The 19,891-nt window shown below is 65.9% G+C and carries 14 protein-coding genes; 7 read left to right on the forward strand and 7 right to left on the reverse strand.

The genetic code is table 11. The features are described from left to right. Window positions 1-137 precede the first annotated feature (137 nt). A complete protein-coding gene (locus B073_RS0115265; protein ID WP_026247402.1) occupies window positions 138-2,588 on the reverse strand; it encodes a LamG-like jellyroll fold domain-containing protein in 2,451 nt (816 codons plus the stop codon). A gap of 374 nt (window positions 2,589-2,962) precedes the next feature. Between B073_RS0115265 and B073_RS0115270 the strand changes: the two genes are divergently transcribed. Together B073_RS0115270 and B073_RS44000 are read left to right on the forward strand one after the other, a co-directional pair. Then, on the forward strand, window positions 2,963-6,346 hold the full coding sequence (locus B073_RS0115270; RefSeq protein WP_026247403.1) for a hypothetical protein: 3,384 nt from the start codon (window positions 2,963-2,965) through the stop codon (window positions 6,344-6,346). Window positions 6,347-6,424: 78 nt separating this feature from the next. Then, window positions 6,425-6,814, forward strand: coding sequence for a hypothetical protein (locus B073_RS44000; protein ID WP_018538951.1), 390 nt, complete (start codon window positions 6,425-6,427; stop codon window positions 6,812-6,814). 101 nt (window positions 6,815-6,915) lie between these two features. Here the strand turns inward: B073_RS44000 and B073_RS0115280 are convergent, their stop codons facing one another. After that, window positions 6,916-7,215 (reverse strand): hypothetical protein, encoded by a 300-nt coding sequence (locus B073_RS0115280; protein ID WP_018538952.1) that lies wholly within the window; start codon window positions 7,213-7,215, stop codon window positions 6,916-6,918. Here B073_RS0115280 and B073_RS47840 point away from each other — a divergent pair. Further along, on the forward strand, window positions 7,207-7,392 hold the full coding sequence (locus tag B073_RS47840; protein ID WP_234025085.1) for a hypothetical protein: 186 nt from the start codon (window positions 7,207-7,209) through the stop codon (window positions 7,390-7,392). The genes B073_RS0115280 and B073_RS47840 overlap by 9 nt on opposite strands. Window positions 7,393-7,888: 496 nt before the next feature. Here B073_RS47840 and B073_RS0115290 read toward each other — a convergent pair whose 3' ends face one another. Genes B073_RS0115290 through B073_RS46390 form a run of 3 tightly spaced genes read right to left on the reverse strand, consistent with a single transcriptional unit; the run spans window position 7,889 to window position 9,634 of the window. Continuing rightward, complete coding sequence (locus B073_RS0115290) at window positions 7,889-8,095, reverse strand: hypothetical protein (RefSeq protein WP_018538954.1); 207 nt, start codon at window positions 8,093-8,095, stop codon at window positions 7,889-7,891. 34 nt (window positions 8,096-8,129) lie between these two features. Further along, the gene (locus B073_RS46385) at window positions 8,130-9,176 is read right to left on the reverse strand and encodes a hypothetical protein (protein WP_158690133.1); all 1,047 of its coding nucleotides are present in this window, start codon (window positions 9,174-9,176) and stop codon (window positions 8,130-8,132) included. A gap of 11 nt (window positions 9,177-9,187) precedes the next feature. After that, complete coding sequence (locus B073_RS46390) at window positions 9,188-9,634, reverse strand: WXG100 family type VII secretion target (protein ID WP_158690134.1); 447 nt, start codon at window positions 9,632-9,634, stop codon at window positions 9,188-9,190. Window positions 9,635-9,964: 330 nt separating this feature from the next. Between B073_RS46390 and B073_RS0115310 the strand changes: the two genes are divergently transcribed. Next, window positions 9,965-10,273, forward strand: coding sequence for a hypothetical protein (locus tag B073_RS0115310; RefSeq protein ID WP_018538958.1), 309 nt, complete (start codon window positions 9,965-9,967; stop codon window positions 10,271-10,273). A gap of 38 nt (window positions 10,274-10,311) precedes the next feature. On the opposite strand, the gene B073_RS0115315 is transcribed toward B073_RS0115310, so the two are convergent. Beyond that, window positions 10,312-10,542 carry a hypothetical protein gene (locus tag B073_RS0115315; RefSeq protein WP_018538959.1) on the reverse strand — a complete coding sequence of 77 codons (231 nt, stop codon included), beginning with the start codon at window positions 10,540-10,542 and terminating at the stop codon, window positions 10,312-10,314. A gap of 1,475 nt (window positions 10,543-12,017) precedes the next feature. On the opposite strand from B073_RS0115315, the gene mycP reads away from it, so the two are divergent. Together mycP and B073_RS0115335 are read left to right on the forward strand one after the other, a co-directional pair. Next, entirely contained in the window at window positions 12,018-13,250 is a 1,233-nt protein-coding gene (gene mycP, locus B073_RS40020; protein ID WP_234025088.1) for a type VII secretion-associated serine protease mycosin, read from the forward strand. A 12-nt stretch (window positions 13,251-13,262) separates the two neighbouring features. After that, the gene (locus B073_RS0115335) at window positions 13,263-17,219 is read left to right on the forward strand and encodes a type VII secretion protein EccC (protein WP_037811737.1); all 3,957 of its coding nucleotides are present in this window, start codon (window positions 13,263-13,265) and stop codon (window positions 17,217-17,219) included. 476 nt (window positions 17,220-17,695) lie between these two features. On the opposite strand, the gene B073_RS0115340 is transcribed toward B073_RS0115335, so the two are convergent. Next, a complete protein-coding gene (locus B073_RS0115340; RefSeq protein WP_018538965.1) occupies window positions 17,696-19,516 on the reverse strand; it encodes a VWA domain-containing protein in 1,821 nt (606 codons plus the stop codon). 203 nt (window positions 19,517-19,719) lie between these two features. Between B073_RS0115340 and B073_RS40025 the strand changes: the two genes are divergently transcribed. Then, window positions 19,720-19,891 (forward strand): transposase (locus tag B073_RS40025; RefSeq protein ID WP_037811757.1); only part of this gene is annotated, 172 nt, incomplete at its 3' end.

A 19,891-nucleotide genomic window follows, 5' to 3' on the forward strand; every position in this document is an offset into this window, starting at 1 on the left:
CACGCAGTTTCATTTCGGAACCTCACTAATTGAGTGAATCAATACAAAGGGAGGCGGATTCCACCTCGACAATAAACAAGGGCTGGCCCGGCAGGGTTCGCCGGGCCAGCCCCGGTATGAAGATGATTCACCGACCGCTAGTTCTTGATGCGGAGGCCATCGTTGATGATTTCGCCAGCGTCGACGGACCGGTCCCAGATACGGATATTGTCGATAGTTCCGGCGAAGTTCTCCTGCCAGGCACCCTTATAGAAGAGTCGGCCGATCTGAAGAGCACCGCTGGCCCGCCAAGGGGAGGTGAAGTCGGCTGCCGTCTGCGGCTCGCCGTTGACGAACAACTGGATCTTCTTGGCTGCCGCGTCATACACGCCGGTCAGCTGTGTCCAGACACCCGTCTGTGCTACGTCCTTGCTTATCGAGCGGGCGATCGGCGTGTCGTCGGTGTCCGTGGTGTGTCGGTTGAAGATCCATTTGTCGTAGTACTTGGAGTAGTACAGCTGAAACCCGCTGGCGTGGTCACCGGCCTGGGACAGGAACGTGTAATTGCGGTCCTTGTTGTCGAGCCTGACCCAGGCCGACACTGAGAACGACTTGGTGGTGTCCACCACCGGTCCAGCCGTGGCCGCGTACGCTGACGTCCCGTTCAGCTTCAACGCGGTGCCGATCTTGCCTTCGGCACCCAGTTCGGCTCCGCCGCCGGCCAGGGTCGCCACCGGCCCTGCGCCCTTGCCTCCGCTGACGCGTGCGCTACCTGATGCCTCATCCAGCGGGAAAGAGGCCAGTTCCTGTAGATGCGCAGGCACACTGCCACCTGCGATCGCCGCGACATCGGCCAGCTCGACTGCCGACTGCACAACTCGCACATCATCGATGCGACCGCGGGTGTTCTCCTGCCAGGTGCCCTTGTAGTACAGCCGGCCGATCTGCAGACCGCCATTAGCCCGCCACGGCGTGGTGAACTGCACCGACTGCTGCAACTCACCGTTCACGAACAAAGACAGCGTCTGCTTGGCCGCATCGTACGAACCGGCCAGATGGGTCCACACACCTGACTCTGCGGCGTTCTTGCTCATCGCGCGGATGATGCCCGTGTCGTCGGTGTCCTTGGCGTGCCGGTTGAAGAGCCACTTGTCGTAGTACTTGGAGTAGTACAGCTGAAACCCGCTGGCGTTGCTCCCCGCCTGCGACAGGAAGGTGTAATTGCGGTCCTTGTCGTCGAGCCTGACCCAGGCCGACACTGAGAACGACTTGGTGGTGTCCACCACCGGTCCAGTCGTGGCTGCGTACGCTGACGTCCCGTTCAGCTTCAACGCAGTGCCGTTCTTGCCTTCAACACCCAGCTCGGCGCCGCCGCCCAACCGAGCAGCAAACTCCTCGGGTACGCCACCTGACACACGCCGCGAACCGGCATCCTCATCCAGGACGAAGCGCGCCTTCCCGCTGAAGGTGCTGCCGTCTAGCCATGGGACGATGTTGTCGGTGCGGGCCGCGACCGAGCTGTCACCCTGTCCAGCCTGGCCCAAGCAGCCGCCGTGATCGGCACGGCTCTGTACAGCCGCGATACGACCGTTCGCGTCGAGGATCGGACCTCCGGCGTCACCCTTGCACGCCAGGCCCCCGGTCAGCTTCAAAGTGGTGTCGGTGGTGCTGCTCTGGGTCACGTTGCTGTGATGCGGGCTGTTGGGCACCCACGTGGTGTCGGTACGACCGAATCCCGCGGCGACCAGCGATGCTCCAGTAGGGGCACTTCCAGCCAGCGTGGCGGGGGTGATGCCGGTGACTGGGGTGGCCAGGCGGGCGAGCAGCACGTCCCGGTCGCTACGCGGTATCAAGTAATCGATCTTTACTGGGGCCTGCCCGGCGAATGAGGCTGTGGCGTCGAGCATCGGAGCCGCTGCGGCTCGCATCGGCTTGGCCGGATTGTCTGCGAAACAGCTTGCCGCAGTCAGCACCCACGTCCTGTCGACCAGAGCACCCGTACAGCTCCGCCCGCCTTCGTGCCCCGGCTTGTTCACGGTGACGCGAGACAGCCACGAACGGGCGGAATCGCCGGACAACACCGACGCCGGCTTGCCCTGGCCGACGCTGATCTCGACCAGAAGGTGCTCGCGGCGCTGGGGGTCGATGGATTCACCGACCGGCGTCCACTCGTCCTTGTCGTTCTTGGGGACCTCGACCTCGCGCTTCTCGTTGTCCGGTGTGGTGAGGGTGAGGCGCGCGGCGTGGTCGGTGCTGCCCTTGACGGCGAATACGGCCGGGATCTCCAGGGCTAGATAGCCGGAGTCGCCGGTGATGCGGAAGCAGGTCTTTCCCTTCCGCGACTGCACCTCCATCAGGTCCGTAGAGCTGCCGCACTCGGCGAGGGTGATGTGGCCGTCTCCGCGCTTGAGTGTGATCCCCTTCTCTTCCTTGAGCTTGTCAGCGTCCGGGTAGGTGAAGTCCTCGATGGCATAGCCGGGTTGCTCGTCCGCCACCGTCATCATCGGTGCCGGGGCTGTGGACCCATGGGAGGTGGTGGTGGCGATGACCACGGCCGCGCAGGCCGCCGCCGTCGCACCCGTGACGGTGACCCGCCGTAAGAGCTTCATGCAAGGTCCTTGTGTGAAAGGTGAGCTGAGTCGCGCCCGCCCGTTCCAGGACACACACCGTCAAGTGCGGTGTGGTGCGGGCACGGAGAGGCAAAATACAAACACGGGCGCGTATCTCACACCACCCTCATAAACCTGCATAATTCGGATAACGTGGCACATAAAGGCTTTGTAGCCTTTCTCACGCCTTCACAGCCTGCACACAGGTAGCCAACGCGCCCTTTACCTACATATGGTCACGAGACGCTCGGTTGTGACCCAGTGCAACTCGCGTACCACTACCGGGACATACCGGCGATGACCACAGCACGAACTTGTCTGGCGGCGTGCCGCCGCATGTGGGCTGCCGCCAGGCGCCATCGGATAGGACCACCTTGGACACCACCTACTGGAGCAGGCGGCGCCTACTGGCTGCTTTAGCAGTCACCACTGCTGCCGCCACCACCTCAAGCCTCGTCCTCAACCCCATAGCCGCCCGAGCTGACACCCCGTCGGCCGACGGCGATGACGGTGACCCATTCGCCCTGCCTGACACCGACCGGGCGAAAGCCGTGAAGGCGTGGATGCAGGGTGGCAGGGCCGCCCGCGCCGCGGCTGAAGCGGCGCTGATCGGCTCCGACACCGACATCCAGACCTTCCTGACCGTCGAACTCCCCAAGGCCACGGCTGAGGACAACCGCATCGCCGTCGCCACCTCCCTCGCGGGTGGCGGTAAAGGCACCCGCCGCGAGGCGTCCAGAGCACTAGATGGCGGCGACGACACCATCGCCGACTACCTCAAGGGCGGCTTCAAGGCCGGCATCATGGAAGACCTGCGCGTGGCCACCGCGACCGTGATGGCCTCGGGTGCCAAGGCCGTACGCCGCGACGGCAGTACCGCCCTCACTACGGACACCCAAGAAGCGCTCGAGGAGTACCTCACAGAAGGCCAGTACACGGCCCGTCTGGAAGACATGCGCGTCGAGGTGTCCACCCTGATGGTGCAAGCGGGCCCGGAGGTGAAGAAGTACGCCTCCCGAGCCCTGTCCGGTACCGCCATCGACGTCGAATGGTTCCTGGACACCGGTCAGCACATCGCCCGCGCCCGCGACCAGGAAGCTGCGACGATCGAGGAACTCGTCGCGCTGGTCGAACGCGAAGGCAAGAAGGCTGACGCCAAGACAAAGCAGGCCGAGGAGGCCGCCGCCCGTGCTGTGGAGGCGGCCCAGGAGGCCAAGGAGGCAGCAGAAAACGCTGCATCCGAAGCCAAGGCGGCTCAGGAAGATGTCGTCAAGTCCGGCAAGGCGGCCCGCAAGGCAGCAGGCGCCGCGCAGGGAGCAGCCGACTCCGCCCGCGTCGCCATCCGTGCCTCTCACGCCGCCGTCCAAGCGTCCCGCCGCGCCGCCTACGCTGCTACCGCCGCGAGCCAGGCCGCAGCCGCCGCTGGATCTGCCGCCGCCAAGGCGTACAGCGCTGCCATCGCCGCATCCAAGGACGCTTCCAAGGCATCCGGCGCCAAGGACGCTGCCGTTGCCGCCCGCAATGCCGCAGCCAAGGCCCGCAGCGCAGCAAAGGCCGCCGACTACGCCGCCACCGCATCGGCCCAGGCCGCGAGCGCCGGGTCCGCAGCCGCGTCGGCAGCCCGTAATGCAGCCGCTGCCGCGAACGCTTCCGCCACAGCGGCCTCCGCCGCAGGCAAGGCGCAGGCCCAGGCAGCGGAAGCCAAGCAACAGGCACAGATCGCGAGCGCCAACGCCTCCATCGCCACCAATGCTGCTGGCACAGCGCAGGCTTTGGCGAACACAGCAGCGAAGGCAGCCCGTACCGCACGCGACGCTGCGAACAGCGCGGCCGACCACGCGGAGAAGTCCGCGGAGGCCGCCGAATGGGCTGCCAAGTACGCGGGCCAGGCCGTCGAGTACGCGAAGAAGTCCTCCGAGTTCGCCAACGAAGCCACCAACGCCGCCAACACCGCCACTGACGCCGTCAACCAGGCGATAGAGGTGGAGAAGCAGGCTCGAGAGGCCGAGTGGCAGCGCCTGGACGAGGACAGGAAGCAGGCGATGGAAGAGGCCCGCCTGCTCGCGGAGATCGAAGAGCAGGAGAGGGCGGACCTCGCCGAGAGACGTACGCAGGCCGAGCAGGCCGACAAGGCCACCAAGGACCTCATCTCCAAGGCCGAGTCAGCGCTGAAGGCGGGCGACACGGGACTCGCCGCCACCCTCGGGCGCAAGGCGGCCATCGCCCTGATGGACTCCCGCGGCGCCTGGTCGCGCGAGGCCGCACGGTTCGCCCTCTCCGGCACGGACGCCGACATCCATGCCTGGATCGACACCGACCGGCAGATCGCGCAGAGGCAGGACGACCGAGAGACCGTCCTGTACATCGCTCAGACCTCCGCCCCGGACGTTGCCGATGCCGCGGCCAAGGCGCTGGAGAGCGACGCCCCGGACACCGCCACGAAGTTCCTCGACACCGGCGTCATCGAGGCCGCCGCGACGGACAACCGCGTCGCGGTCTCCCGCGTTCTGGCGAACCAGCCCGGCAGCGCGGTGAAAAAGGCAGCGAACGACGCGATGAACGCCGGGACCGCCAAGGCCCTCTACGAATTCCTCAGCACCGGATATGAGTCGGCACAGCGGGAGGACGACGCGGTCGCTGCCGCCACCCTCATCGCCACGGCAGGCCCGTACACCAAAGCCCACGCCCAGGCCGCGCTGGAAGGCCCGGCATGGATGCGCCGCAACTTCCTTGCCTCGGTCCAGTTCAAGACCGCACAGCTCGACCACGACGCCGCCAGCCACATCGCCGGCGTCCAAGGCGCCATCGCCGCCGCTGCGAAGATCGCGCACAAGGCGCAGGAGGATGCCGCGCGTGCCCAGGAAGCGGCGGCGAGAGCCCGCGACGCAGCCACAGAAGCACTGAAGTGGGCGGATAAGGCGAAGAATTCCGCCCAGCAGGCCGCCCAGTCCGCGAAGAAGGCGGACGCGAACGCGGACGCCGCCGAGAAGTCGGCCAAGGACGCACAAGCCTCGGCCGACAGGGCGAAGCAGGCAGCCGCCACCGCCCGTACGGCCGCACGTTCGGCGAACTACTCAGCCAACCGCGCTGTGGATTCCGCGCGCCGCGCGGTGTCCTCCGCCAACTCGGCTCAGGTGTCGGCCTCTTCCGCGCGCAGCTCTGCCATCCAGGCCGGCAAGGACGCGAAGACGGCGGCCGACGCCGCAACCCAAGCGCACCGCATCGCCACCGTCAAACGGCAGGCAGAAGCAGCAGTGGCGGCCAGGAAGGCCGCCGAGGAAGCGCATAAGGCCAAGACGGCCGGCAAGAATCCAGCCGACACGCCCGAAAACGACACGGTCAAGCTGCTCAAGGACATCTACCAATGGTGGAAGGGGGAAATGAGATGGCTGGCGGACGTTACCAACTGGGCCAGCATCGGAACCGGATTCATCTCGGCCCTCCTCGGCGTCGGCGGCCTGGCGGTCGGCGTGTTCTTTCCGCCAGCCGTTCCCTTCGTGGAAGCCGCCGCCACAGGGTTCGGGTACGCCTCACTCGCCTTTGCCGGACTGAACACGCTGTACACCGGAGCCGGATACGGTTTCACGAGTGGCGAGTTCAAGTCATCCTTGGCAAGCACCGCGCTAGGAGTGCTCACCTTCGGCCAGTCCAAGTGGATCGGCGCCCTCGGCGGCACTAAGGTCGCCACGAAGATCACGCAGTTCGGACACGATCTCATATCACCGGTTACCGGACTGTTGGGATCTCTTGGATTCTGAATAGATACGACATGGAACTCGCATCACGGGCTGGCGAAACACCCGCCAGCCCGTGATGCGCTGCCGAAAGGACCCGCCGTGCTCGCGCAGCTTCCCCTCCCCTACCTGCTACTCATGGCAGCTTTCGCAACCTTCATATTCTGTCTGGCCATAGAAAAGTGGATGAAGGCGCGCAAACTGACAGTCGTGCTTCTCATCCTCTCCGTCGGATGCTGCCTCGGAATGATGGCAGTAGGACATATCCAGTATCAGCACTGGAATGCTCGACAGATGCTGGTTCTGTACTCCTTCGCTTGGACCGGACTCACCATAGGCCTTCTTCCGGCCGGAAAACTCTTCCGCAAGTATGGCGAAGAAATGCGCCGAGGTGTAAAGAGAGAGAAGTACGAGTACCCGGCATGGACCGTCGCGACACCGATCATTTCGGTCAGCCTCATGTGCATATTGGCATTCGTGCTCGCGACATGACCGCACGCCGTAAGCGCCGTGCAGCCAGGTGGGTTTCAATCAGCGACGGGGTTCGGTGGTGGCCGGTGCGAATGTGGGGGGAGCGTGACCGTTCGGTCGAGTCAGGCAGTGGCGGCGAAGGCTGCGGTGGCGGCTTTCCCGATGGCGGTGGCGGCCTGGGCCGGGTCGGTGAGTTCCAGCAAAGTGGTACCGGGCAGGGGGCGGGGGCCGGGGTCGAACGCGAGCCACAGCACCGCGCACCCTGCTTGTCGAAGGGCTGTGATGCGCTCGGTGGCGCGGGTGGCCTCGTCGGCGCGGTAGCAGCCGTCGGAGGCGACGACCAGCAGGCGTCCCGGGCCCGGTTGGGTGAGGCCGAGGCCGGCGGTGAGGGCGCCGGCGGCTTCGGCGAGGCTGTGGCCCAACCCGTTGGCGTTATCAGGAAGCGCTATCTCAAGGACGGTGGTTCCGACTTCGTCTGGAGCACCACGGCGGAGGTCGCCAGCCCGAGCAACGACGAGCGGGTCACGAAACCCGTGGCAGACATCCACCGACGCACCAAAATCGAGCACAACACGCTGTCGGATACCGCCTCCTCGTGACTGACGGTGGCCTCGGGGCCCGCTGGGCGGTCGACAGCCATATTGCCGTGGCACTGCCCGGAACGGGGTTGGACACACCCTTGCACCTCCTCGCCTTCAGCGCCTCACTGCTGACCGGCGCTGCCTTCACCCTTCACGAAGCCCGCCCCCCCTTGGACGTGTGGGTCCTGGGACGTTGGCGCGCCGCCGACGGTAAGACACCGCGGGACGGAACGGCGAACGCGGCAAAATGCAGTGCGACAGCGGCAAGAAACTCCGGGACGGGAAAATCACCCCACCCACGGGGATGGATCGAAACCAGCGGCCATGGGGGTTCCGCAGTCCAGTCCAGGAGTAGCTTGAAGTCAGACTCGCTGATGATCGAGCCACGGACGAGTCCAGTAGGGTTGATATTTTTCTAGAATTTCAGATGCTGCCACACAGTGAACGTGCCATAGCACCGAGAACGCCCTACCTCATGAGGCGAACCAGAAGCGCTACCTGGGCATGCATCAGATTACTTTTTCGAATGCTCCAGAATGCAGACAAGCACCAGGCACACCCCTACGATGCCAATCGCAAGGCTGATGAGGGAGCTCATGAAACTGCGCCCCTCGGCAAGGCCCAGAGCGAACCCACCAATGCCTGCACAGGTCGCGAGACCACCAAGGATGACCACGTGGAACGATCTGAGGTTCAGGAACGATCCCAGCAGCTCGTTCAAAGTCCACAGAGGGCCGAACCTCCTGCCGCGAGGTCTACGCGATCGTTCCGCTTCCTCCACGAGACTTCCCCTTTCCATACTCCGGGTTGAATTTATCGGGCCCTATGTTCCGGCTCTGCTGTTCCTTCTTCGCCGCGTCATCCTCGGGGGTATAGGCATAGTCTACAAATGTCGCAACTACTGCAACGGGCACCCCAAGAATCTTCCCTGCGCCCTTGAAAATCCCACTACCGATCTTATTGAAGACGGATCCTCCACCCGAACCAATCTTCGTCTCTGCCGTTTTCGCCATCCCGGCGATAGCATTCGGCGGGGTGCCCCCTACGAAGTAATCCCAAGCTTCCCCGAACCTGCCATGCAGGGCGGAATTTCCTGCATTGATCCACGACTTATAGCTGAGGAACTCTGCTACTGGCTTGATGGTGCCACTGCCCCAGGGGCTAGCTCCTAGCTTGTGCATGCCAGCTTCGGAAGGTTTAGTGGAGGCTTTTTTGTACGAGCTGATCGAGGTATAAACTTTGCCTCTGAAGCCGTCCTCTGGTTTTCCGGAAGTATTGCTGCGGAGGGCCTGGGAGGCGAACTCGTCCGTTTCGTCCGCGTCGTCGAGGATCTGCTTGATCCTGCCGGCGAAGTCTTCGATCTTTTCCTTCTGAAGTTTGCGGATTGCCTCGTTGTCGGGGTCGTCCTGGTTGGGGAGGCTCCGGGTGATGTCGTCGCGAGCCTCGACGTGACCAGTGCTGCTGACGACCAACCCTCGGTCCGGTGCATCGACATCGGCCACTTTATGGAGATCCGCTTTATGTTTCTTTAGCCTGGCATGAGCGTCGCGCAGTATGTCACGGACACCTTTGGCCTCCGTGACTGCGTCTGTGAGCTCGTCATCGGCTTCCTTCACTTGGCTGGAAGCTGTTATTGATGTGACGTCGAGGCTGCGCCAGCCGGCCTGCTCGAACGTCTTGGAGACGTCGCGAGTGAATGCCTCGTCCAGTGATTCGAGGTGGCGGATCTGAGTGTCCCATGCCTCGATGGCGCTGTTCAGTCTGTCCAAGTCGAGGTGGTAGAGCTGTTCATACGTCACCATGCACTGTCACCTCATCCGAAGGGCGTCGTCTTGGGCAGAGACTTGAAGTTCGCCAGATTCTGCTGCTCCGCCCGCTCATAGTTGTCGGCGGTGGTGGTGCACTTGGTGTGGATGTCACGCAGTGTCCTGACCAGCCGTAGGACCTGATCGTCCCAAGTCTTCGCCGTCTGCTCCATTGCGCGACCCAACCTCCCATCCCAGGAAGCGCCTTTGAAAGCAGCCGCCGCGTGCACTGTCTCGTCTTTCGCGCTACGCCCCTTCGTATTCAGCTCTCCCGCGAGTTCCCGAGAATTGTTACCGGACTGACGCAGCTTCGTCGGGCTGTTGATCTGAGCAGCGCCACTGCCCCCTGAGTTGGGAAGGTTGGGCGTGGTTCCCCAGGCCATCACGTGGTCCCCCTTCATGCCGATGCTCTCTCTGCGGACGAGCGGTACCGCCCACAGGGAACCCTTGATCATACAGGTGTACCCCATAGCACCCGCTAGGGGATTGGCGCCCCCTGCAGCGGAGGCTAGCCTTCCGCCCCTGGACAATCGGTCAGTTTGTGGACTCCGGGAACATCGCGGCGTGAGCCCGCTGTGCTGCTCGATCGCTGTTCAGGTCAGGTGCAGTGAATGGCGCAGGCCCCTTGCGGTGGCCTCTCAGCTGCCGTGCCGCAGTTTCAAGCCATTCCGGCAGGCGAATGATTGGCACCCATTCAGTATCGAACGTTAGATTGCATCGGTATGTTGCGTGCCGTTCCTGGCGCAGCCGTACCAGGTACGACACAGGCTGGGGGGAGTTTCGAAGTGGCTGACGGCTACGGCGTCGATCTGAGTGCGTTGGAACAGGTCATCAAGCGCCTCAACGCCCTGGTCGACACGATGGATGGTGTCAGCGGCACCGCGGAGTACGAGACGGAGCTGCCGGAGGGGTATCTCGGGCGGGCCTTCACCGAGGAGGTGGCGCTGCGCAATGCCCATGGCCACATGAAGAAGGCCATCGGGGACATGGTCATCGATCTCAAGGGCATGATTGCCGAGGCAGGTCAGAAGACCTCGACTGCGCACACGAGCTACGACAACCGCGAGCAGGAAGTCAAAGACTCGATGCGTTGAGCTGTCCGCGCGGTCGGTGCAGTGGGGAAGCAAGAGAATCAAACGGGGAGACGCGCACGATGGGCAAGGGCGGCGGCCACACCACGAATTTTTCCGCGCACACGCTGCAGGGCTTGAAGGACATGGTCCGGGATGCTCAGCCGGACAAGGTCGAGGAGATCGCCAGCCACTGGATGCATGTCCACGACCAGTTGGCCGGCGACGCTCCGGACGGCAGCGTGCAGGCGCTGCTCGACAAGGCCGTTGCGGACGTCCTGGAGTACTGGCACGGCGATGCCGCTGACTCCTTCGCCGCACGAGCCAGGGAGCTGAGCACCAGCCTCAAGAACGGCGCACTGTATGCCAAGAACACCTGCCACACCCTCCAAGGCGCGGCAGCTGAGCTCCGCGATGTCCAAAGAGCAGTCATGGCCCTCCAGGACACCGTGTCTGAGAGGAATCACGGCAACGTGTTGGGGGCCATCGTCTCGGGCGTCGAAGACGGCGCGGACTGGATGAGCGACTTCGGCATGCGCGACGACAGCGGAGCGAAACGGGACGTGGCCAACGGCATGAGCAGCAAGGATGCCCTGGCCAAGCACCGGGACACGCTCTCGCGAGGCCGGGAGATCGCCCTCCAGGCGGCTGTCCACATGGAGCGACTCGGCGCTTCGTACAACCTCCAGGCCAGTCATCTGGGGTCGCTGCCTCCGATCAAGGAGCGTGGCAAGGTCATTCCTCCGCCCGACACGATTGTGCCGCCGCCGGTCGTGATGGCCTCCGGCATGGCTACCGCTTCCGCTCCACGGCAGGTGGGTCGACCATCACTTCGCCGTTCCGGAGGTCGCGCTGCCTCGGCACCTCCCACTCCAGCCGCACCCCTCAGGTCCGGAGCGCCGAGCGCGGGTGGCGGGTCGGCTTCTCCGGGAAGTAGCCCCACTGCGACTCCGAAGGCGCCGACTCCGGGCACGGCATTGGACGGTGTCCGCGGCGGCCTGCCAACACCGGTAGCGCCTCCAGCCAACGGTTCCACAGGCGAGATCAGCGGAGGTGTGTCAGGAGGTGGCAGTGGTCCCGGCACTGTCCCGCCAGGAGTGCCCGGTGCAGTTTCCGGTCGAGGTCCGGTTACGGGTGGCCGGTCACTTCCCGGTGCCAGGACGACGCCCCCGAGCGAGCCAGGAAACGGGACGGGAGGACGCATTCCCTCGGGGAAAGTTCGAGGCACGGAGCCAGCTGTGTCTGGCCAGACAGGGAAGGCGAGCCGTCTTCCCATGGGAACACCCGGAACTCCTGGGGTGTCGGGCGGCGGGCGTGGCTCGACGTCAGGTGGCAAACAGGGGGGTCTGGCACGGCGCAGCGGAGGCGTCGTCGGTGAGCCCAGTCGGCCCGGTACTCCGGGACGCAGCGGGCAGGGTGGTTCCGGCCTGCACCGCAGCCGCGGTGGTGCGCTTGGCAGCCGTCGGAACGTAGCGTCAGATTCCCCTGTTTCAGGAGCAGTTCCGACGCACGGGCGCTCCTCTCGTGAGGAACGCCGCAAGGGAGCCAGTCGTCCTGACTATCTCGTGGAAGACGAGGAGACCTGGATTCCTCAACGGGACGTGGTGCCGGGTGTTGTCGGCGAGGTGGCTCCTGTCGGCTCCACACGGGACACTGACGTGTCTGAGCAGCACAGCCAGGAATCGGAGAAGGGCAAGGCGGAAGGAATGGGCGAGGCATGACGGGCGGCCGACGGCTGAGGGCCACTCTCTGCACAGCGTTGTTCACTGTGCTGTGCCTCGGAACGGTCGCCCAGCCCTCAGCCGCCGACTCGATTCGTGACCGGCAGTGGCCCCTGTCGGCCTATGACGCCGAATCGGTCTGGAAGCTGTCGACCGGCCGAGGGGTGACGGTCGCCGTCATCGACACCGGCGTCGACGGCACACATCCCGACCTCGTGGGCAATGTGCTGAGCGGCAAGAACTTCCTGGAGGGAGGGACCGCTGACCACGTGACGACGGATGACCATGGGACCTCAATGGCGGGGCTCATCGCGGGCCACGGACATGGAACCGGGCACTCAGCTGGAGTCATGGGGCTGGCGCCCGAAGCCAAGATCCTTCCGTTGAGGGTCACCGCCGACAACGCCTCGCTCGTTGTCACGCGCGGTACGCCTGTTGCCGACGCCGTTCGTTATGCCGTGGACCACGGCGCATCAGTGATCAACATGTCCCTGGCAGGCCCCGAAGAAGTCCCTGGCCTCGAAGGTGCCATCCGTTACGCACGGCAGAAAGACGCTGTGGTCGTCGCCGGGACCGGGAATGACGGCACCAGTGCTCCCACTTACCCCGCGAGCATTCCGGGCGTGCTTGGCGTGGGAGCAGTCGACTCGTCCCGCAAGATCTGGTCGAAGTCCAACTACGGCCCTGATGTCCTGCTGACAGCACCGGGAGTGGGCACGATCAGCACAAGCGTGGATCACATGTACTCGACGGGTGATGGGACATCCGTAGCGACTGCGTATGTATCAGCCGCGGCGGCCCTCCTGCGCGCGAAGTTCCCCGATCTGTCTGCCGGGCAGATCGCCAACCGGCTGGTGAAGACGGCGAAGTTGCCCGAGTCGGCGAAGGATCTGAAGGTTCCGGATCACCACTACGGCTATGGATTCATCCGACCATACAGCGCACTGACGGAAGACATTCCGGCTGGCCCGAAGAACGGCCCACTGCCGGCCCCTTCACCGTCAGCCGCGAACCCCGCCCCCGACGCGTCCGACGGTGCCAAGGCGTCCTCGGCGAGCCACAGCGCATTGGTGCCAGTCATCATCGTCGGCTGTGTGGTTGCGGTTGGGATCGTCCTGGGTGGGCTGATGTTGTGGCGCCGGCGCCGGCGGAACGTGGCACCCCCGGCTCCGCCGTACGCACCGGCTGCGCCGAACACACCTGACGCGTATCCGCACAACGGGCTTCCCGGCAACCAGCACGGCAGCGGGCAGCAGTCCGATCGCGGTTTCCACCCCTAGTCAAGGCCCCTGTTGGGAACAGTCAACATCAAGCGTCGGCCTCGGAAGTGGCCTGACGACTATTCCAAGGACGAGATACGGCTGAAAGCGCCGCCGGCGCTCCCGCGGCAGCAGAACGCCTCGATGGCGTTGATGCTGCTGCCGTCTCTGGGGATGGCCGGTACTTCGGCGTTCTTCTTTCTGCCTGATGCCCCCGCGTTCATGAGGGTGATGGGCGCGATCACGGTGCTGTCCTCACTGGGCATGGCGCTTGCGCAGATCGTGCGCGCCCGCCGCGGACCCACCACGTACATGAGTGGGGAGCGGCGGAGATATCTGACGTATCTGGCACGCACGCGTGACCAAGTAGTCGAGACCGCCCGACTGCAGCGGCGGGCGGAGTGCTACCTCTTCCCCGAGCCAGGTCACCTGTGGGCGCTGGTCGCCCAGCGGACGCGGTTGTGGGAGCGACGGCTCGGCGATAGGGATTTCGCCGAGGTTCGGATCGGAATGGGGCCACAGCGGCTGGCCACCGAGCTGGTCCTGCCGCAGGAGGAGGCGGAGGAGTGGGAGCCGCTGACCGAGCGAGCACTGAGCCGCTTCGTGGCCACCCACGCCCGCCTCGACGGCCTGCCCCTGGCACTCTCGCTGCGGGCCTTCCCTTGGTTGACGGTACGCGGGGACACGGAGGCTGCCTACGGTCTGGTACGAGCTGTCATAGGCCAGTTGACAAGCCTGCACGCGCCCGAGGACCTCCGACTCGCGGTGGTAGCCGCGCCGGGTGCGGTGCCGGAATGGGAGTGGATCAAGTGGCTACCGCACGCCTACCTCGGTGGTGAACCATCCAGCTCGGGGAGTGGACTGTTGGTGTGCGACTCCCTCGATGAGCTGGAGGAAGTACTGGCGGAGGACCTGGCAGCGCGGCCCACCTTCCTTCGCGATGCACAGCCGCTGCTGGACCGTCCGCACCTGGTCGTCCTGATGGACAGCGGAAACCACCCGCCGACCGGAGCGCCGGCAGAGGAAGACGGCCTCCAGGGGGTGACAGTCGTCGAGGTGGCGTTGGGGCAACGGTCATCGTCGCCGTCGCTGTACGGGCAGCCGGTGTTGACCGTGTCTGCCCGTGCACTGCGCTTGGAAACAGGCACCAGAGCCGTCTACTCCGGGACACCGGACGCATTGTCCATCAGCGAGGCCACAGCACTGGCCCGAGCCCTGGCGCCGTTGCGTACGCACGCCCAGGAACCCGAAGAGCCATTGCTGAGCAGCCTGGACTTCACCGACCTCATGGGCATCGCAGACCCCGCCGACCTGGACGTGGCGCAGATGTGGCGTCAGCGAAGGCCCGCAGACCGGCTCCGCGTCCCGATAGGTGTAGACAAGGACGGCAACCCGGTCGTCCTCGACCTGAAGGAGGCGTCCCAGGGTGGCATGGGGCCGCACGGGTTGTGTGTGGGAGCCACCGGCTCGGGCAAGTCCGAGCTGCTGCGCACGCTCGTCCTGGGCTTGGCCGCCACCCACTCCCCGGAAGCGCTGAACTTTGTCCTGGCGGACTTCAAGGGCGGCGCGTCCTTCGCCGGTCTGGCCGACCTGCCACACGTCTCAGCCCTGATTACCAACCTGAACGAGGATCTCGCCCTCGTCGACCGCATGCACGATGCGATCACCAGCGAACTGGTGCGCCGCCAGGAACTTCTCCACACAGCCGGGAACTTCACCGGCATCACTGACTACGAAAAGGCACGGGAGGCCGGCGCACCTCTCGAACCGCTGCCGACCCTGCTGCTCGTCCTGGACGAATTCAGCGAACTCCTGGCCGCTAGGCCCGACTTCCTCCACATCTTCCTGCAGATCGGCCGCATCGGCCGCTCCCTGGGCATGCATCTGCTGCTCGCCACACAACGCCTGGAAACCGGACGTCTGCACGGACTGGACACCTACCTGTCGTACCGACTGGCTCTGCGGACCTTCTCCGCCCAGGAGTCCCAAGCTGTCCTCGGCACCCCCGACGCCTACTACCTGCGCCGTCTCCCCGGAGCCGGACTACTTCAACACAGCACCGCACCCGCCACCGAGTTCCAGGCCGCCTACGTCTCCGGCCCCTACCACGACCCGAATTCTCCGCGCCCCGGACAATCCGCCGCAGACGCTCCGATCTTGTTCACCACGGAGTCCGTCCGGGCCGGAGCCCTCACTCCCGCGTCCCCTGCCGAGCCGCCAACGCCCGAGCCTTCGGATCCAGCCGCCGTCGACACAGTGCTGGACGTCATAGCCCGTCAGCTCGCCGGCTACGGCCCGGACGCTCACCCCATCTGGCTGCCGCCCCTGGAAACGTCTCCCTCACTCAGCCAGCTCCTACCGCCCCTGACCAGCACTCCTGAGCGCGGCCTGTACCCAACCGACCACCGGGCCCCGAAACTCACCGTCCCACTGGGCGTCACCGACAAACCCCTCGAACAACGCCACGACACCCTCACCGCAGACCTGGCCGGAGCCGGCGGCCACAGCCTGGTCATCGGCGGCCCGCGCACCGGCAAGTCCACCCTGCTGCGCACGCTCGTCCTGGCCCTCGCACTGACCCACACCCCCGCAGAAGTGCAGTTCTACGGCCTGGACTTCGGCGGCGGCAGCCTGTTCACGCTCGCAGACCTCCCCCACACCGGAGGCATCGCCTCCCGACTGGAGGCAGACAGGGCGCGCCGCAGCGTCGCCGAGGTACGAAGCATCCTCAACAGTCGAGAGGAGTTCTTCCACAGCCGCCATATCGACTCCATGGCCACCTACCGTGTGCGCCGCGCCGACGGCCACTATCCGGACCACCCCTGGGGCGATGTCTTCCTGGTCATCGACGGATGGGCCACCTTCAGGAACGAATACGAGCACCTGGTCCCCGACATTGAGGCGATCGCCCTCCGCGGGCTCGCTCACGGTATCCACCTCATCATCACCGCCACCCGCTACAACGAGCTGCGCCCCGCGCTGAGGGACCAGTTCGGCACCCGCCTGGAACTACGCCTGGCGAATCCGCTCGACTCTGAACACGACCGCCGGCGCGCCCGCAACGTCCCTGCCAACCGCCCAGGCCACGGACTCGCGGCCGGCGGATTCCACTTCATCACCGCCCTCCCTCACGTCGAGAACGCGGATACCGCAGTGGCCAGCCCTGCCAAGCACAGCGACGACCTAGTAGCCCAGATCGCCTCACGCTGGTCCGGACCGGTCTGCCCTCCCGTCCGCCTTCTTCCCACCCAGCTTTCCGCGTACGACCTGCCCAAAGCCGACGAGACTCTTGAAGACGGCTTTGCCATCGGCCTCGACGAGACCGCCCTTGCCCCCGTACACATCAACTTCGACACCGATCCGCTCCTCGTCATCTACGGTGAGAGAGAGTCCGGCAAAACCGCCCTTCTGCGTCTGCTCGCCCAACGCATCGCCGAACGCCACCAGCCCCGTGAAGGTCTCTTCATGGTCGGTGATTACCGCCGCGGCCTGTACGGACAACTGCCCGAGGCCCATCTCCTGCACTACGCTCCCGTTCCCACCGCACTCCATCAGGGCTTCACGCGGCTCGCCCCACTCCTCGGTGCCCGCATCCCCTCCGGGAACATCACCGCTCAACAGATGCGGTCCCGCAGTTGGTGGCGCGGTCCCAACGTCTACGTCATCATTGACGACTACGACTTGGTCGCCCTGCCATCCGGCAACCCCCTCGACGCCCTGGCTGACTACCTGCCCTACGCACGCGACATCGGACTGCGCGTCATCGTCGCCAGCAACACCGCCGGCGCCGCCAGCGCCTCCTTCGAGCCCGTCACCCAAAGCCTGAAGGATCTCGGTGCCCAAGGCATCATCTTCTCCGGCTCCCCGGAGGAAGGGCCGCTCATGGGCAACGTCAAGGCCGCGTCCATGCCCCCAGGCCGAGCACAGCTCGTTCCCCGGAAACGGGCTTCTGAACTCATCCAGATCGGTTTTCTCCCAACGAGGGAATGATCAAAAACGCCTTGTGCTGCAGGGGTCTCAACGGGTCCCTGCAGCACATCTTGAGGACAGGCATCAGGCACCAATGCCCTTTTCTGCTATACCCGTTGAGCCTCAGATGTTGTCTTCGTCGTCCGGAGCCGCTTCCCGTGCATAGTGGAGGTCTCGGACGTAACGCTCATGGGTGGGGGCGTTCCGCCACACATTGCGAGGACATCTGGATCGGGATGTTCGGCCAGCTCGGCCAGGGTGCGGTCGTAGTACTCGCGGGAGGCATGGAGCCCAGTCCACCAGGCCGTGCCCTCGTAGACGCCGGAACGGGGCAGATTCCCTGGTTCCTCAGCTGCGGAGCTGTCTTGGAGGTACGCGTCGGAGTCGTAGACCTCTACGAGGCAGCGGTCCTCGTCAGTGTGTACTCGGCGAGCAGCGCCACAGTGCCCTCCTTGGTTCGGTGGGCCGCCCCAGGCCGATGCTGGGGCGGCGGGCGGTCAGGGTTGAGTGGTGGCCAGGGCCGTGGCGGCGGCCTTGCCGATGGCGGTGATGGCTTGAGCCGAGTCGGTAAGTTCCAACACGGTAGTGCCGGGGAGGGGGCGAGGGTCAGGGGCAAACGCGAGCCACAGAACCGCACATCCCGTCTTGCGTAGGGCGGTGATGCGGGCGGCGGCGCGGATGGCTTCGTCGGGGCGGTAGTAGCCGTCGGAGGCGATGACCAGCAGGCGGCCTGCACCCGGGCGGTCGAGGTCGAGTCCGGCGGAGAGGGCGTCGATGGCTTCGGCGAGGCGGTGGCCCCCTCCTTTGGCGTTGAACTGGGTGACGCGGGCGGGGGTGCGTCCGGGGGCGGTGATGGCGGTGACCGAGCGGTCGTAGGCAACCGCGGCGCTGCGGGAGTCGGGATCGGTGAGGGCGGTGGCTTTGGCCAGGATCCACGCGGCCGAGGCGATGGGGGCGGTGGCGCGGTGCATGGAGCCGGAGACGTCGACGGCGATCCCGACCCGCAGCGGTGGGGTGGGGGTGGGACGGTGAACGGTGCGGATCCAGGGCGTTGCGGTGGGGGTGGCGCCTGCGGCGCGTTGGGCATCCCGGGCCAGGGCCTGGCGCATGTTGAGCCGTCCGGGCGGGGCGACGGAGGCGGTCACGGTGGTGGTGCGTTCCCGATAGGCGGCGGCCCGCAGCGCCCGGGCCAGTCGCCCGGCAGCCGCCTTCTCCCCTGCTTCCGGTGCCCGGGTTCCGGTCACCGGCGAACGGTTCCGGCCTTTGCGGAGATCGTCGGGAGTGAAGGGGCGTCCGTTGGAGTTGAAGACCTTCTCTGCGGTCTTCGCCGCCTGCCGCGCCTGTGCGGTCTGGTTGGTCTTGGCTTGTGTACGGGCTGCGCGGGCGGCGGCGACTTTGGCTTCGGCTGCGGCCTGGGCGGCCTCGTTCGCCTGGACCTGGCTGACCACCTTGCCGACGGCTGCGGCCAGCTCGCCCACACGGTCACCTGTCGGGGTGGGGGGTGGTGGCGTGCCGGTGGGGTCGGCGCTCAGAGCCTGGCACCAGGCGCGGGCGTGGTCCATCATTGCCGCCCCGTCCTGGTCGCCGGTGGCGTGGGCTGCGGTCCAGATGTCGGTGAGGGTTTGGAGGAGGTCGGCACCGAGGATGCCGGTGACGGTGTTTTCCAGGGTTTGGGTTTCGTCTGGGTCGAGGATTCTGGCGTCGCGGCGGGCGAGGAGCAGCCCGGCCGCGAGGGCGGCCTGCCAGCGATCGGTGGGGGCGTTGCTGGCGAAGTCGTTCAGGATCAATGTGCGGGTGGCGGCGCGGAGGTAGCGGCGGTCACTGGGGCGGCGGTGCAGGTGTGCGCGTTCGGCACGGGACTCCTCCAGGATTTGCCCGGCCTCGTCGAGGGCGGTGCAGCGCAGTTCCGATGGGGTGTGCCAGCGGCTGTGGGCGGCGTGGGCGGCCTCGTGGACGAAGGCGCCCCAGGCGGCCGGGTAGCGGTTCTCGTCGCCGGGCCGGGCGGGGCGGATGGTGGCGGGGGCGAGTGGGGCGAAGAGGGCGGTGTCGATCTCGAGCTGGGCCAGGGTGGGGTAGAAGGCGGCGGGGGCGCCGGAGCGGGTGCCGTGTTCGCAGGTGACGAGGATGTCCTCGCGCCCGGTCAGTTCGGGAAGGCGGGCGCTGAGGGCTGCGGCGATGCGCAGCCAGTGGGCACGCTGCGCGGTGGGGCGGGGTTCGGTGAGGTTACCGCCGTCGTCCTCCCAGCGGGCGGCGGCCCATTCCGTCTCGGACAGTGCGGGCGGGGCCGATCGGACGTGGTTGTGCAACTGGGCAACCATGGCTGGGCGTTCCCTTCGGACTTGAATGTGCGGTGGTGGTTGTAGGGCCCGATGAGGGGCCTGTGGGGCCCGGCGCGTGGCCGGGCCCGGAGGGTGTTAGTGGGCGGTTCGTGAGTCTTTGAGTCGTTCTGTGGTCGCCCGATGGTGTGAGGTGTGGGCGGAATCCGCGGGTCCGTCGTGTGGGGTCTGCTGGGGTTGGCGGGGTGAGTGAACGCAAGTCATATCCCAGCGACTTATCGGACGGGCAGTGGTCGTTGATCGAGCCGGTGATCACCGCGTGGAAGGACCGGCACCGCTCGGTCAGCGGTCATCAGGGCGCCTATGCGATGCGGGAGATCGTGAACGCGATCCTCTACCAGGGGCGGACCGGCTGTC

Source organism: Streptomyces sp. MspMP-M5, from assembly GCF_000373585.1.
In the GTDB taxonomy this organism is placed as follows: Bacteria; Actinomycetota; Actinomycetes; order Streptomycetales; family Streptomycetaceae; genus Streptomyces.

Coding starts and splice junctions, on each gene's coding strand:
- B073_RS0115265 (WP_026247402.1), bottom strand. CDS start 2,588: ATGAAGCTCTTACGGCGGGTCACCGTCACGGGTGCGACGGCGGCGGCC.
- B073_RS46385 (WP_158690133.1), bottom strand. CDS start 9,176: ATGGTGACGTATGAACAGCTCTACCACCTCGACTTGGACAGACTGAAC.
- B073_RS46390 (WP_158690134.1), bottom strand. CDS start 9,634: ATGATCAAGGGTTCCCTGTGGGCGGTACCGCTCGTCCGCAGAGAGAGC.
- B073_RS0115340 (WP_018538965.1), bottom strand. CDS start 19,516: ATGGTTGCCCAGTTGCACAACCACGTCCGATCGGCCCCGCCCGCACTG.